Source organism: Streptomyces sp. NPDC038707 (assembly GCF_040636485.1).
Classification (GTDB): Bacteria; Actinomycetota; Actinomycetes; order Streptomycetales; family Streptomycetaceae; genus Streptomyces.
The window spans coordinates 13488-25925 of record NZ_JBEZUP010000017.1; the positions used below are offsets into that span (position 1 = coordinate 13488).

The following is a 12438-nucleotide window of genomic DNA, read 5'->3' on the forward strand; positions in this document are numbered from 1 at the left end:
GCCGAGCGCCCTTCGGACGAGTGGACTCTCCGGTCGTGGGCGCGCGCCCTCGGGGCGCGCGGGGTTTTCCGGTCGCGGTCCCCTTTCGGCCGAGCGGTTCTCCGGCCGCGCGGGCTGTCCGGCCGAGCCCCCTCGGGCTGTCGAGCCCCCTCGGGCTGCGGGCGCCCGCCGTGTCCGCAGCCGTCTCCGGGGGCTGGGGCGGGCTGGGTCCCTTGCTGCCGGGGGGCGCGGTGGAGGTGTCTTCGGCCCGTCGGCGTCTCCCTCGGTCTCGCTTGGGAACGGCTCTCTTCGAGGGGGTGCCGTGCGCTCACCGCACGGTGGGCTCGCGCGGTCCGGCACAGCGCTGTCCTGTGCGGACACCGTCCGCCGGGGACCGGGCCGGGCTGCCGGCCTACGAGCCGGGGCTGATCCGATCGGACCGGCCGGGCCGGGCCTGCCACCGGAAGCGCGTCAGCACGCTGACCACCCGGGCCAGGAACACGACCGGCGCGATCACCAGGCCCAGCCGCAGCAGCACCGTGGACAGCGGGCCGGGCAGGTCGAAGAGCAGCGCGGGCCCGGCCACGGCCCCGAACAGCACGGCCGCCGCGAACCCGGCGCTCACCAGCGCGTAGCCGATCTCGACCGTCGCCGCGTCCCGCTCCGCCTGGCTGCGGCGGCCCCCGTGTGCGTCCATGCCGTCAGCCTCGCAGAGGTGCGCCCGGCGGGCAACGAACTCCCGCCGGGCGCACGTGGAGACGGTCCCCCTAGTCGCGGACCGGTACCCGGTCGGCGTCCGTCTCCTTCACGGTGGACCTGGCGATCACGACGGAGTGGGCCGGCCGGGACCGGCGCAGTCCGCTGAGCGAGAGCAGCAGTCCCGCGACGGCGACGATCGTGACCACGACCAGCCCGGGCCGGTAGCTGTCCAGGACGGCCTGCGGGGTGGCCTTCTCGGGGGCGTGCGCCGTCACCACCGCCGTCACCACGGCCAGGAAGATCGCGCCGCCCACCTGCACCGAGGTGTTCAGCAGCCCCGAGACCATGCCCTGCTCGTGCTCGTCGACGCCGTTCGTGGCCTGCACGTTGAGGGACGGGTAGGACAGCGCGAAGCCCGCGCCGACCAGCAGCATGGTCGGCAGGATCACGGACGCGTAGACCGGGTTCAGGTCGATGCGCAGGAACAGCGCGTACCCGGCCGTCATCATCACGAAGCCCAGCACGATCAGCCGTCCCGTGCCGAACCGGTCGATGACGGTGCCGACCTTCGTCGCGGAGAGCGCCACCAGCGCACCCGCCGGCAGGAACGCCAGCGCCGTGTGCATGGCCGACCAGCCCAGTACCTGCTGCATGTAGAGGGTGACCAGGAACTGGAAGCCCGTGTAACTGCCGACGAAGGTCAGCGCGCCGAGCTGGGCCCGCACCTGGGAGCTGGAGCGCAGCACGCCGAGCCGGATCAGCGGGCTGGGGCTGCGCAGCTCGACGAGGACGAACACCACCAGCATGACGGCCACGGCGACGAAGGACAGGATCGTGCGGACCGACGCCCATCCGGCCTCCGGCGCCTGGACGACGGTGAAGACCAGCAGCAGCATCGAGGCGGTGCCGAGGACGGCGCCCGGGACGTCGTAGCCGCCGTGGCCGCGCTCGCGCTCGCTGCGCGGCAGCAGCCTCATGCCCACGAGCAGGGCGAGCAGTGCGACCGGCGCCGGCAGCAGCATCGTGAACCGCCAGCTGGCCTCCGTGAGCAGACCGGAGAAGACGAGGCCCAGGGAGTAACCGGTGGCGGCGCAGGTGGTGTAGATCGACAGGGCCCGGTTGCGCAGCGGGCCCTCCGGGAACGTGGTGGTGATGATCGACAGGCCGGCCGGCGCCGTGAAGGCCGCGCTGAGGCCCTTGATGAAGCGGCTCGCGATCAGCAGCGGGCCCGAGTCCACCAGCCCGCCGAGCAGCGAGGCCAGCGCGAAGACGGCGAGGGCCACCAGGAACACCTGGCGCCGGCCGAGCAGGTCGGCGGTCCGGCCGCCGAGCAGGAGCAGGCCGCCGTAACCCAGGATGTAGCCGCTGACGACCCACTGCAGGGCCGACGTGGACAGGTGGAGGTCCGAGGCGATGGACGGCAGTGCGACGCCGACCATCGACACGTCCAGCGCGTCCAGGAACATCGCGGCACACAGCACCAGGAGGGTGCCCCACAGCCGGGGAGTCCAGCGCACGGCCGGGGACGGGGCCGCGGAGGTGGTGAGCGGAGAGGTCATGGCGAAGAGATTACATGCACACGCATCAGATGCAAGCTCATTTAATTACGGTGCAACAAAAGCGCTTTTCTGCTACCGTGCGGACATGGCGGCGACGAATGCCGAGCAGGGGCTCGTGGAGCAGTGGCGGGAGATTCTGACGCTGCACGCCCGCACCCAGTGCGAGCTGGACCGGGCGCTGCACGGGCACGGCTTGTGCGCGAGCGACTTCGAGGTGCTGGACCTGCTGGCCGAGGGCACCGCCCCGGACGGCGGCTGCGCCTACCGCGTGCAGGAGATCTCCGACCGGGTCCATCTCAGCCAGAGCGCGCTGTCCCGGCTGATCGCCCGGCTGGAGAAGGACGGCCTCGTGGAGCGGGGCATGTGCCCCGAGGACCGGCGGGCGGTGCGGGTGTCGCTCACGGCGAAGGGGCGCGCGCTGCACGGCGAGGTACGGCCCGTGCAGCGCGAGGTGCTGGCCCGGATGCTCATCCCCGTCGACTGACGGAGCCTCAGATCACGGACCGCTCCCGCCACAGGGCCGCGAGCGCCGGATCGCCGGTCACCTTCGGCACGGCCGTCCGGTTCCACAACGCCAGGTACAACTGGTCCGCCGGGCCCGACAGTTCGGTTTCCGCCTCGCCCTCGGCCGCGCGCACGGCCGTCGCCGGCCCGGCCGTGAGCCGTACGGTCCACACGGCGTCCGGGCCCCCGTCCACCGCGCGCACCCGCACCACCCGCGGCTCCTCGCTGCGCAGACGGCTGTGGTCGCGGGTGTGGAAGCCGCGCAGCAGCTCGTCGATGCCGTCCACCGCGAAGTCCCGGGCGACCGGCGAGGGTTCGCCGCCGCGCGCCCGTTCCGCGTCATAACGGTGCACCGCCGTCTCGTGCGCCTGCCGCCGGGCCCAGAACGCCAGCGGCGACGGGTTGGGCGCGGCATGGAAGGTCCAGCACTCCAGATCGGCGGGAGCGGCGGCCAGGGTGTCCACCACCAGGCGGAGGCTGTCCCGGTACCAGGCCACCAGTTCGTCGTCGGCCGGCTCCGGCGGGTCGCCGAACGGCCGGGGCCCGGTGGCCCGGTCGGCGACGAGGGCGGCGGCCCAGCGGTGTACGGCACCGATGTGCCGCACCAGATCGCGCACATGCCACCCCGGGCACGCGGGCACGCCGGCGTCGGGCCCCGCGGCAGCGGCGGCCGCCGCCAGTAACCGGCCCTCGTGATCCAGGGTTTCGACGAAGTCGGCGACCTTCAACGGCTGAGTCGGCCGGTCGTCAGAGAGAACGGGCCGGGACATGGCCGACCACCTCCGCGCGCTTGTTCCGTACGAGGGTCCGGGCGGTCGTACCGGTGCCGCCGGGGTGGCGGACACGCAGGTGCGTGCCCTGGCCGTCCGTGCGCGGCCCGAGGGCCCGGACCAGGTCGGCAGAGGACGTGGCGGAGGCGGTGCTCGCGCTCGCCGGCGGATGGACGAAGGCGCCGGCGAGCAGGGTCGTGCCCACCGCGGCCGGCTTCGGACCGGGTGTCTTTCGCATGGTCATGAGGCGACGATGCTCATGGCGGAGCCGGCTCATCCGGGTGACGGGGCCAAAACACCCGAACGTGGGACGGACGGCCGACGCCCTGCCGGCCGGCGGCGCGTACGCGGGGAGCGCCGACGGCCGCGCCCACCCGCCGGTGGCCTCTCCGCCCCGGCGACCCGTGCGCCCGCCGGCGGCCCCGGCTGCGGTGACCGCCGTTCTCCTGACGCAGGGGCCTCTGTCCTCCGGGCGCGGGGCTCACCGGCACCGGCTGTGCCACCGTTCGCGGCCACCGTAGGGCCGCCCGCCCGTGCGGGCCCCGTACGCCCGGCCGCCCGAGGCGACGGCTGCCGGACCGAGCCGCCGCCTCGGATGGCCGACAGGACCACCGCACCCGGGTACCGGCCGGACGGGCGGTCATCGCACCCGGGGCCGGCCGGACCCGGCGGTGTCCTGTCAGGCCAGGCGGGGGGCCACCTCGGACGCTATCCACTCCATGGCCGGACCGACGTGCCCGGCCGCGAGTGGTAGCCACAGGGTGCACACGGTGAGCCCCGCCTCGGCGAGCCGGGCGAGGTCGTCGGCGACGCTCGCCGCGGTGGCCGCGGCGCCGCCGAGCGGTCGTCCCGGTGACGCTACCGCGGCGGGGAGACCGGGCGGCGTGAGGAACCCGGACGAGGCGAGCGTCAGACGGTCGGCGTGCTCGGCGCCGGCGAGGTCCCGCAGGCGCCGCCGTACGTCGGTGACCTCGGCGGCGTCCGCGCCCGAGCCGTACCAGCCGTCGCCGAACCGCACCACCCGGCGCAGCGCGGCGCCGCTGTGGCCGCCGACCCACACGGGCGGGCCACCGGGCGTGAGCGGCGGCACGCCCAGGTGTGCGGCGCGCAGCCGGGTGAACGGCCCGTCGAAGTCCGCGGGGCGCCGGCTCCACAGGGCCTTCGCGGCGCCGAGGTGGTCGTCGGTGCGCGCACCGCGCTCCCCGGCGGGCACGCCGACGGCCGCGAACTCGTCGGGGTTCCAGCCGGTGCCCACGCCGAGGACCAGCCGGCCGCCGGAGACCACGTCCAGGGTGGCGGCCTGGTTGGCCAGCACCAGCGCGGGAAAGTACGGCGCGACGAGCACGGACGTCAGCAGGCGCAGGCGGGTCGTCGCCCCGGCGACGGCCGACAGCAGCACGAACGGGTCCGTGTCGAGACCGAAACCGCTGTCCAGGAGCCGGTTCCCGACGGCGACGTGATCGAAGCCCAGCTCCTCGGCGCGGCGGGCGGCGCGGAGCACTCCGGCTCCGTCGTCGAGCGGCCAGCGCGGTTGCAGGGAGACGCCGAGGCGCAGCGAGGTCATGGGAAAGCCTTCCGGTGGCACGGTCGTTGGGCCAGGGCGATCACCGGCCGCCCCGTTCTCACCCTCAACTCCCGTACCGCACACGTTCATCCCGGCCCGGCCGGCGCACGTGATCAGCTGGCGGCGTGGCATCCGTCATCGCCAGTGCCACAGCCGTCCTCGGCACCCTGCTCGGGTCGGCACTCACCCTCGCGTTCCAGCGGCACACCACGGACAGGAGCCATCGGTTCACCCGGCACGAGAAACTCCGGCAGGAGCGGCTGGGTGCCTACTCGGCCTACGCGGGCGCGTTGGTCGACTACCGCCGCTGCCTGGTCCACCTGTGGTTCTGCGAGCACGAACAGCCACCGCCCGAGGACCCCGGCACGGTCCGCATCCGCGCCTACGACCTGCGCTCCCAGGCCCAGGAAGCCCTCTTCCGGGCGCAGATGCTGACGGACGACGCGGAACTCGGGCAGGTCGCGGAAGACGTGCTGGCGGAGATCACGAAGCTGTCCAAGGCGGACAGCAGGGCCGCGTCGGACGAGCTGCGGATACGCACCCGGGACCTCATCACCCACTTCGTCGGCCTGGCGAAGCGGTGTCTGTGAAGCCGTGGCGCGTCACGACGCCGAGGACGGTGGCGACCGCGGCCAGCGCGGCCACGCTGGTGAGCGCGGCGGGCAGGGAGAACCAGTCGGCCATGAACCCGATCGCGGGCGGCCCGAGGAGCATGCCGCCGTAGCCCAGCGTGGAGGCGAGGGCGACACCGGAGGAGCCGGCCAGCGCACCCGCCTGGTCCACGGCGACCGGGAAGAGGTTGGCGAGTCCGAGTCCGGTGACCGCGAAGCCCGTGAGCGCGGCCCACACCGACGGCGCGAGCGCACCGAGCAGCATGCCCGCCGCCGCGACCGTACCGCCCGCGATCACGGTCCGGGACCGCCCGAGCCGGGCCAGCAGTGCCGTCCCGGTCAGCCGGCCGATGGTCATGGCGAGCGCGAAACACGCGTACCCCGCCGCCGCGGTGCCGGCGGAGGCCGCGAGGTCCTGCTGGAGATGGAGCGCGCCCCAGTCGGCCATCGCACCCTCCCCGTACGCCGTGCACATCGCGACGAGCCCGAAGACCACCACGAGCCCGCGCCGGGCCTTCCCGTCCGCCGTCGCCGTCCGCGCCGGTGCGCGCTCCGGTGGCGCGGGTGGCTCGCACCGCAGCAGGGTGCGCCCGGCGACGGCCGTGACGAGCAGCCCGATCACGGTGAGGCCCAGGAGATGGCGGGCGGGGGAGAGGTCCTCGGCGGCCAGTCCGCCGAGGCCCGCGCCGGCCATTCCGCCCAGGCTGAAGGCCGCGTGGAAACTCGGCATGATCGGCCTGCCCGACGCGGCGACCAGATCGACGGCGGCACTGTTGAAGGCCACGTTGACACCGCCGTAGCCGGCGCCGAACAGCAGCAGTACGGCCCCCAGCGCGGGCGCCGAGCGGGTGAGCGGGGGCAGCGCCACGCTGAGCGCGAGCACCACCATGCAGACCACGGTCACCGGGTGGCTGCCGAAGCGGCGGCACAGCCGGCCGGTCAGCGTCATGGTGAGCACGGCCCCGGCGGACACGCCGAGCAGGGCGAGCCCGAGGGCGCCGGTGGAGGCGTGCGTCTGGTGCTTGATGTCGGGGATGCGGACGACCCACCCCGCGAAGAGGAAACCGTCCAGCGCGAAGAAGGCGGTGATCGCCACGCGCAGTGCCGTGAGGCCGCGGCCCGGCACGACACTGTGGATCCGGGTTTTGTTTATTATCGGCACAAAGTCCAGCGTACGGATGACCCCGGGAGCGGGCAAGAGAGCCTCGGCCCGGTCCCGGCGCGGTCGGCCGTCAACAGGGCTCCCTCGGTGGCCGTGGTGACGAACCGGCGTCCGGTGATTCGCCCTTTCGGGGTTCCCGGCTTCCGGCCGTCGCGCCTGCCGGGCGGACGGGGGTGGCGTGCGGGCCCGGACCGCACGCCCGGGCCGGCGGCTCCCACGTACCGGCCCACCTGCGCCTTCCTCGCCCTCGCCGACGCGGGGCGACGCAACGCCGAGTGTCCGCAGGTGAGTTCGATGCCTGGATGGGTGTGCGAGTTACCGAACGCGTGGTGGATACGGGTTGGTTAATGCTCGCTCACCGGCTGGTTGCGAAGGAGTGAGCGCGCCATGATGGGCCCATGACGTTGGCCTCGCGCGCGCTCGCGCAACTGGCGACCTGGCCGGATCTGACAGAGACCGTCCCGAGCTGCGGCCTGGGCCAGGCGGTGAGCTCCGCCCAGGGCGAGATCGTCCACTTCCACTCCGAGCGTGACGTCGATCTGCGGCTCACCGACCGGGCCGTCCGGCGGTTCACCAAGGACCTCAAGGGCTCGGGTGCGATCAGGATCGTGCGCGGCTCGCCGTGGGTGACGCTGCGCCTGGACGCCGCCAGCGACGTCGACCTGCTGCTGACGCTCGTGAGCGTGGCGCTCCAGGCCCCGCAGACGTGGCCGGACCCGGCCGACCGGCCGCCGGCGGGCTGCAACGACCAGCGGGGCGCGGGCTTCGTGAAGGCCGACCTCCGCGGCATCTGAGGCGCGGACACCACGGCTGGTCCCCCATCAGGAACCGGCACGCGTAAGGTCGTCGAGACGGGGCACGACAGCAGCGGTACGGCTCCGGCCGGCGAAGCCCCGGCCATGGAAGCCGCAGGACCACGGGCCCCGCCGTGGTGGTGGCGACGGCCCTGCCGATGCCCCGCGTCTCACACCGCCAGCACCCGCACGCCCGCCTCCTCGAACCGCCGTACCGTCTCCTGCCCCGCCGCCGTGTCCGTCACCAGCGTGTCCACCAGCTCGGCCCCGCAGATCCGGGCGAAGGCGCGGCGGCCCAGTTTGCTGGAGTCGGCGGCGACCACCACCCGCTCGGCGCGCTCGCACAGCAGGCGGTTGATGGCGGCCTCCGCCTCGTCGTGCGCGGCCGCCCCGTGCGCGACGTCGAAGCCGACGACACCGAGCACGGCCACGTCCAGGGTGATCTGGCCGAGGACCCCGTCCGCGAGCGGACCGATGAGTTCGTACGACTGGGCGCGCGCCACCCCGCCCGTCACCACGATCTTGAACTGGGGGCGTACGGCCAGCTCGTTGGCGATGTTGAGCGCGTTGGTGACGACGGTCAGCGCCGGCGATCCGGTGGCGAGGTCCCCGCGCACGGCCAGCGCGCGGGCCACCTCCGTGGTGGTCGTGCCGCCGGTCAGCCCCACCGCCTCGCCCGGGGCGAGGAGCCCGGCCACCGCCTGGGCGATGCGCTGCTTCTCCGAGGCGCGCCGGGCCGTCTTGTAGCGCAACGGGAGTTCGTACGAGACCCCGTGCACCACCGCTCCGCCCCGGGTGCGCACCAGCATCTGCTGTTCGGCGAGCCGGTCGAAGTCCCGGCGGATCGTCGCCGCCGACACCGCGAGCTCGGCCGCCGCCTCATCGACCTCCAGCCGGCCGCGCTCGACGAGCAGTTCCAGCAGCGCCTTCCAGCGGGCGTCCCGGGACATCCGCGGCCTCCGTCTTCTTCCTCCGGACGATCTCCCGGCGACCCTAGCGCACTCCGCTTCCCCGCCGAATGCTTGATTGTGCTCGAAAGCTCGCTATACCTTGCAAGAACAATCAGCAAGGGGAGGGTGTGGGCCATGACCCATGTCGAGAACGAGCTGAACAGCCAGCCGGAGTGCTGGGAGCGGGCCGCCGGACAGGCGGCGGGGCACCTGGAGGCGCTGCCGCGGGCGGGCGAGCGGGTCGCCGTCGTCGGGTGCGGCACCTCCTATTTCATGGCGCAGGCGGTGGCCGCGCTGCGCGAGGGCGCGGGGCAGGGCGAGACCGACGCGTTCGCCGCCTCCGAGTTCCCCCACGGACGGTCCTACGACCGGGTGGTCGCCCTCACCCGCTCCGGCACCACCACCGAAGTGCTGGAGCTGCTCGGCGAGTTGGCGGGGCACACCCGTACCACCGCCGTCACCGCCGACCCGGAGACCCCGGTCGTGGCCGCCGCGGACGACCTCGTCGTCCTCGACTTCGCCGACGAACGCTCCGTCGTCCAGACCCGGTTCGCCACCACCGCGTTCACCCTGCTGCGCGCCCACCTCGGCCTGCACACCGACGCCGCGGTGGCCGACGCGCGCGCCGCCCTGGCCGCCCCCCTGCCTGAAGGGCTCGTGGAGTGCCGCCAGTTCACCTTCCTCGGGCGCGGCTGGACCGTCGGATTGGCCAACGAGGCCGCGCTGAAGATGCGCGAGGCGTCCCTGTCCTGGACCGAGGCATATCCGGCGATGGAGTACCGGCACGGCCCGATCAGCGTCACCTGCGAGGGGACCGCCACCTGGATGCTCGGCACGGCACCGGACGGTCTCGCCGCACAGGTCCGCGCCACCGGCGGGACGTGGATCGAGGGCGCGCTGGATCCACTCGCCGAACTCGTGCGCGTCCAGCGGCTCGCGGTGGCCGTGGCCGCCGCCCGGGGGCTCGACCCCGACCGGCCGCGCCACCTCACCCGCTCGGTGATCCTCGCGCCCTGACCCGCCGACACCGCCCTGGAAGGACACTCCGTGCCCCTCGTGCCCACCGGCGAGCTGGTCACCCGGGCCGCGGCGGCCCGCGCCGCCGTCGCCGCGTTCAACGTCATCACCCTGGAACACATCGAGGCGGTCATCGCCGGCGCCGAGTCGGCCGGTTCCCCCGTCGTCCTCCAAGTCAGCGAGAACGCCGTGAAGTTCCGCTACGGACGGCTGTTGCCGCTGGCCCGTGCCGCCGTCACCGCCGCCGAACGGGCGGCCGTGCCCGTCGGGTTGCACCTGGACCACGTACAGAGCGACGACCTGCTCCGCCAGGCGCCCGACGCCGGGTTCGGTTCGGTCATGTACGACGCGGCCCGTCTGCCCTACGCCGAGAACCTCGCCGCGACCCGGGCCGCCGCCGACTGGGCGCATGCCCAAGGGCTCTGGATCGAGGCCGAGCTGGGGCAGATCGGCGGCAAGGACGGCCGGCCGCCGCTGGACGCGCACGCGCCCGGCGCGCGCACCGACCCGGACCGGGCGCGGGACTTCGTCGCCGGCACCGGCGTCGACGCCCTGGCCGTCGCCATCGGCAGCGCGCACGCCATGACCCGCCGCACCGCCGTACTCGACCACGCCCTGCTCGGACGCCTGTCCGCCGCGCTGGGCGTGCCCCTCGTCCTGCACGGCTCCTCCGGGGTGCCGGACGAGTCACTGGTCACGGCGGTCGGCGCGGGCATCGCCAAGGTCAACGTCGGCACCGCGCTCAACATGGCCATGACCGGCGCGATCAGGGACTTCCTCGCCGCCCGCCCCGAGGCCGTCGACTCCCGCGCCTACCTCGGCGTGGGCCGGGAGGCGATGGCCCGCGAAGTCCACCGGATCATCGGGGTGCTGCCCGGCACCGGCGGCTGACCGGCACCGGCCGGGAACCGCGCGATCCGCCAGGGTGGAGGGCACGGTTCCCGGCGAAGGGCTAGCCCCGCTTGACCGCCCGCAGCACCACGAACTTCGGGTCCGACGCCACCGTCCCGCAGTTGCCGAACAACCGCTTCAGCTTCAGGTGGTAGCCGAGGTGCCGGTTGCCGATCACCCACAGCTCGCCGCCCGGCCGCAGCGCGCGCTTGGCCCCGGTGAACATCCGCCAGGCCGTCGTGTCCGTGGTCGCCTGGTGGGAGTGGAACGGCGGATTGTTCAGCACCAGGTCCACGCTGCCGGAGGCGACCCCGGCCAGCCCGTCCCCGACCCGGAACTCGGCATGCCCCGGCACCCCGTTGGCCTTGTACGTCGCCTCCGCCGAGGCCACCGCCTGGAAGGACTCGTCGACGAACAGCACCTCGGCCGTCGGATCGGCCAATGCCACCGCCGTACCCACCACGCCGTTGCCGCAGCCGAGGTCCACCACGCGCCCCGCGCCGGGGCCGGGCAGGTGCCGCAGGAAGAAGCGGGTGCCGATGTCCAGCCGGTCGGCGCAGAAGACGCCCGCGTGGTTGACCACCGTGCGCCCCGACACCGCGCCGACGCCGTCCGGCAGGGCGTAGCTGTACGGCCACGGGTTCGCGGGCCGCTCGAGCGCCGGGTCGGGGGCGCAGAAGATCAGCCGGGCCTTCTGCCGGGCCAGCGAGGTCCGGGTCGGCCCGAGGATCCGCTCGAACAGCCGGAGCGTCGAGGTGTGGATCTCCTTCACCATGCCGGTGCCGATCACGACCGTGCCCGCGTGCACGGCCGGCGCCAGCCGCAGCAGCTGGTCCTCCAGCAGCGCCAGGCTCTTGGGCACCCGCACCAGCAGCACGTCCACCCGCTCCGGCGGCGGGTCCTGCGTGGTGAGCAGCCGCACGGCACCCGGCTCCACACCGGCCCGCGCCAGGTTCGCCCGGGTCGCCTCCTGACCGAGGAAGGAATCGGTGATCTGCGTCGGCCGGTGCGCGGCCAGCGCGGTGACCAGCGCGCCCCAGCGGTCCCCGACCACCACGACCGTGCCGGTGAGCGGCACCCCCTCGTCGGCGAGATGGCGCAGCAGGTACGCGTCGGAGGCGTCCCAGGCACGCAGCCGGTCGCGCGGGTCCTCGGGGAAACGGGTCAGCCCGACCTCGCCCCACGGTGTCGTCATACGGTCGCTCATCGTGCGTCCAGGCTAGCCGAGCCGCAGCTCAGGGCCCGTGGGGCAGGATGGGGGCATGGAGGACGAGCTTTTCGCGAGGGAGCGCGCACAGGTCGCGCCGGGCGCCGTGCACGTCCCGGACTGGCTGGACCCCGCGCGGCAGCGCGCCCTGCTCGCCGCCTGCCGCGACTGGGCCCGGCCCCCCGCCGGGCTGCGCACCGTACGCACCCCCGGCGGCGGCGCGATGACCGCCCGCCAGGTCTGCCTGGGCTGGCACTGGTACCCGTACGCCTACGCCCGCACCGCCGTGGACGGCGACGGCGCCCCCGTCAAGCCCTTCCCGGACTGGCTCGGCGAACTGGGCCGCCGCGCGGTGGCCGACGCGCTCGGCCCGGACGCCGTACCGGCCGCGCCGTACGACATCGCGCTGATCAACTTCTATGGCGCCGATGCCCGCATGGGCATGCACCGCGACGCCGACGAGCGGGCGGACGCGCCGGTGGTCTCCCTCAGCCTCGGCGACACCTGTGTGTTCCGCTTCGGCAACACCGCCACGCGCGGCAAGCCGTACACCGACGTGGAGCTGCGCGGCGGCGACCTGTTCGTCTTCGGCGGCCCCTCCCGGCTCGCCTATCACGGTGTGCCGCGCGTCCGCCCCGGCACGGCCCCCGACTGGCTGGGCCTCGCCGGGCGGCTGAACATCACCCTGCGGGTGAGCGGCCGGTAGCCGGCCGGACGGGGCACCCCGGGTG

Annotated in this window: 14 protein-coding genes; 6 read left to right on the top strand and 8 right to left on the bottom strand. The window is 74.2% G+C overall.

What is annotated here, in order from left to right:
* Nucleotides 1–391: 391 nt before the first annotated feature.
* Entirely contained in the window at nt 392–676 is a 285-nt protein-coding gene (locus AB0E62_RS23005; RefSeq protein ID WP_362196746.1) for a DUF6332 family protein, read from the bottom strand.
* Nucleotides 677–746: 70 nt separating this feature from the next.
* Nucleotides 747–2237 (bottom strand): MFS transporter, encoded by a 1491-nt coding sequence (locus AB0E62_RS23010; RefSeq protein ID WP_362196749.1) that lies wholly within the window; start codon nt 2235–2237, stop codon nt 747–749.
* An 85-nt stretch (nt 2238–2322) separates the two neighbouring features.
* Here AB0E62_RS23010 and AB0E62_RS23015 point away from each other — a divergent pair, with 85 nt between their 5' ends.
* Nucleotides 2323–2721, top strand: coding sequence for a MarR family transcriptional regulator (locus AB0E62_RS23015; RefSeq protein ID WP_362196752.1), 399 nt, complete (start codon nt 2323–2325; stop codon nt 2719–2721).
* 7 nt (nt 2722–2728) lie between these two features.
* On the opposite strand, the gene AB0E62_RS23020 is transcribed toward AB0E62_RS23015, so the two are convergent.
* The 3 genes from AB0E62_RS23020 to AB0E62_RS23030 form a co-directional block, all read right to left on the bottom strand.
* On the bottom strand, nt 2729–3469 hold the full coding sequence (locus AB0E62_RS23020; protein ID WP_362197148.1) for a maleylpyruvate isomerase family mycothiol-dependent enzyme: 741 nt from the start codon (nt 3467–3469) through the stop codon (nt 2729–2731).
* Between the two features lie 19 nt (nt 3470–3488).
* Entirely contained in the window at nt 3489–3755 is a 267-nt protein-coding gene (locus AB0E62_RS23025; protein WP_362196755.1) for a hypothetical protein, read from the bottom strand.
* Nucleotides 3756–4190: 435 nt separating this feature from the next.
* Complete coding sequence (locus AB0E62_RS23030; protein ID WP_362196758.1) at nt 4191–5075, bottom strand: TIGR03619 family F420-dependent LLM class oxidoreductase; 885 nt, start codon at nt 5073–5075, stop codon at nt 4191–4193.
* A 125-nt stretch (nt 5076–5200) separates the two neighbouring features.
* Between AB0E62_RS23030 and AB0E62_RS23035 the strand changes: the two genes are divergently transcribed.
* Entirely contained in the window at nt 5201–5665 is a 465-nt protein-coding gene (locus tag AB0E62_RS23035) for a hypothetical protein (RefSeq protein WP_362196761.1), read from the top strand.
* Here AB0E62_RS23035 and AB0E62_RS23040 read toward each other — a convergent pair.
* On the bottom strand, nt 5628–6812 hold the full coding sequence (locus tag AB0E62_RS23040; protein ID WP_362196764.1) for an MFS transporter: 1185 nt from the start codon (nt 6810–6812) through the stop codon (nt 5628–5630). The two genes, AB0E62_RS23035 and AB0E62_RS23040, sit on opposite strands and share 38 nt — an antisense overlap.
* A gap of 434 nt (nt 6813–7246) precedes the next feature.
* On the opposite strand from AB0E62_RS23040, the gene AB0E62_RS23045 reads away from it, so the two are divergent.
* A complete protein-coding gene (locus AB0E62_RS23045; RefSeq protein WP_362196767.1) occupies nt 7247–7642 on the top strand; it encodes a luciferase family protein in 396 nt (131 codons plus the stop codon).
* Between the two features lie 170 nt (nt 7643–7812).
* On the opposite strand, the gene AB0E62_RS23050 is transcribed toward AB0E62_RS23045, so the two are convergent.
* On the bottom strand, nt 7813–8592 hold the full coding sequence (locus tag AB0E62_RS23050; protein ID WP_362196770.1) for a DeoR/GlpR family DNA-binding transcription regulator: 780 nt from the start codon (nt 8590–8592) through the stop codon (nt 7813–7815).
* 135 nt (nt 8593–8727) lie between these two features.
* On the opposite strand from AB0E62_RS23050, the gene AB0E62_RS23055 reads away from it, so the two are divergent.
* Both AB0E62_RS23055 and AB0E62_RS23060 read left to right on the top strand, forming a co-directional pair.
* Nucleotides 8728–9609 carry a sugar isomerase gene (locus tag AB0E62_RS23055; RefSeq protein WP_362196773.1) on the top strand — a complete coding sequence of 294 codons (882 nt, stop codon included), beginning with the start codon at nt 8728–8730 and terminating at the stop codon, nt 9607–9609.
* A 30-nt stretch (nt 9610–9639) separates the two neighbouring features.
* Nucleotides 9640–10500, top strand: coding sequence for a class II fructose-bisphosphate aldolase (locus AB0E62_RS23060; protein WP_362196776.1), 861 nt, complete (start codon nt 9640–9642; stop codon nt 10498–10500).
* A 61-nt stretch (nt 10501–10561) separates the two neighbouring features.
* On the opposite strand, the gene AB0E62_RS23065 is transcribed toward AB0E62_RS23060, so the two are convergent.
* Nucleotides 10562–11695, bottom strand: coding sequence for a methyltransferase (locus tag AB0E62_RS23065; RefSeq protein WP_362196779.1), 1134 nt, complete (start codon nt 11693–11695; stop codon nt 10562–10564).
* Nucleotides 11696–11762: 67 nt separating this feature from the next.
* On the opposite strand from AB0E62_RS23065, the gene AB0E62_RS23070 reads away from it, so the two are divergent.
* On the top strand, nt 11763–12413 hold the full coding sequence (locus AB0E62_RS23070; protein WP_362196782.1) for an alpha-ketoglutarate-dependent dioxygenase AlkB: 651 nt from the start codon (nt 11763–11765) through the stop codon (nt 12411–12413).
* The last annotated feature ends 25 nt before the right edge of the window (nt 12414–12438 follow it).

What these genes read in the sequence shown, in the direction of transcription:
- AB0E62_RS23025 (WP_362196755.1), bottom strand. Translation starts at nt 3,755, where the DNA reads ATGACCATGCGAAAGACACCCGGTCCGAAGCCGGCCGCGGTGGGCACG.
- AB0E62_RS23050 (WP_362196770.1), bottom strand. Translation starts at nt 8,592, where the DNA reads ATGTCCCGGGACGCCCGCTGGAAGGCGCTGCTGGAACTGCTCGTCGAG.
- AB0E62_RS23010 (WP_362196749.1), bottom strand. Translation starts at nt 2,237, where the DNA reads ATGACCTCTCCGCTCACCACCTCCGCGGCCCCGTCCCCGGCCGTGCGC.
- AB0E62_RS23030 (WP_362196758.1), bottom strand. Translation starts at nt 5,075, where the DNA reads ATGACCTCGCTGCGCCTCGGCGTCTCCCTGCAACCGCGCTGGCCGCTC.
- AB0E62_RS23065 (WP_362196779.1), bottom strand. Translation starts at nt 11,695, where the DNA reads ATGACGACACCGTGGGGCGAGGTCGGGCTGACCCGTTTCCCCGAGGAC.
- AB0E62_RS23015 (WP_362196752.1), top strand. Translation starts at nt 2,323, where the DNA reads ATGGCGGCGACGAATGCCGAGCAGGGGCTCGTGGAGCAGTGGCGGGAG.
- AB0E62_RS23045 (WP_362196767.1), top strand. Translation starts at nt 7,247, where the DNA reads ATGACGTTGGCCTCGCGCGCGCTCGCGCAACTGGCGACCTGGCCGGAT.
- AB0E62_RS23005 (WP_362196746.1), bottom strand. Translation starts at nt 676, where the DNA reads ATGGACGCACACGGGGGCCGCCGCAGCCAGGCGGAGCGGGACGCGGCG.
- AB0E62_RS23070 (WP_362196782.1), top strand. Translation starts at nt 11,763, where the DNA reads ATGGAGGACGAGCTTTTCGCGAGGGAGCGCGCACAGGTCGCGCCGGGC.
- AB0E62_RS23055 (WP_362196773.1), top strand. Translation starts at nt 8,728, where the DNA reads ATGACCCATGTCGAGAACGAGCTGAACAGCCAGCCGGAGTGCTGGGAG.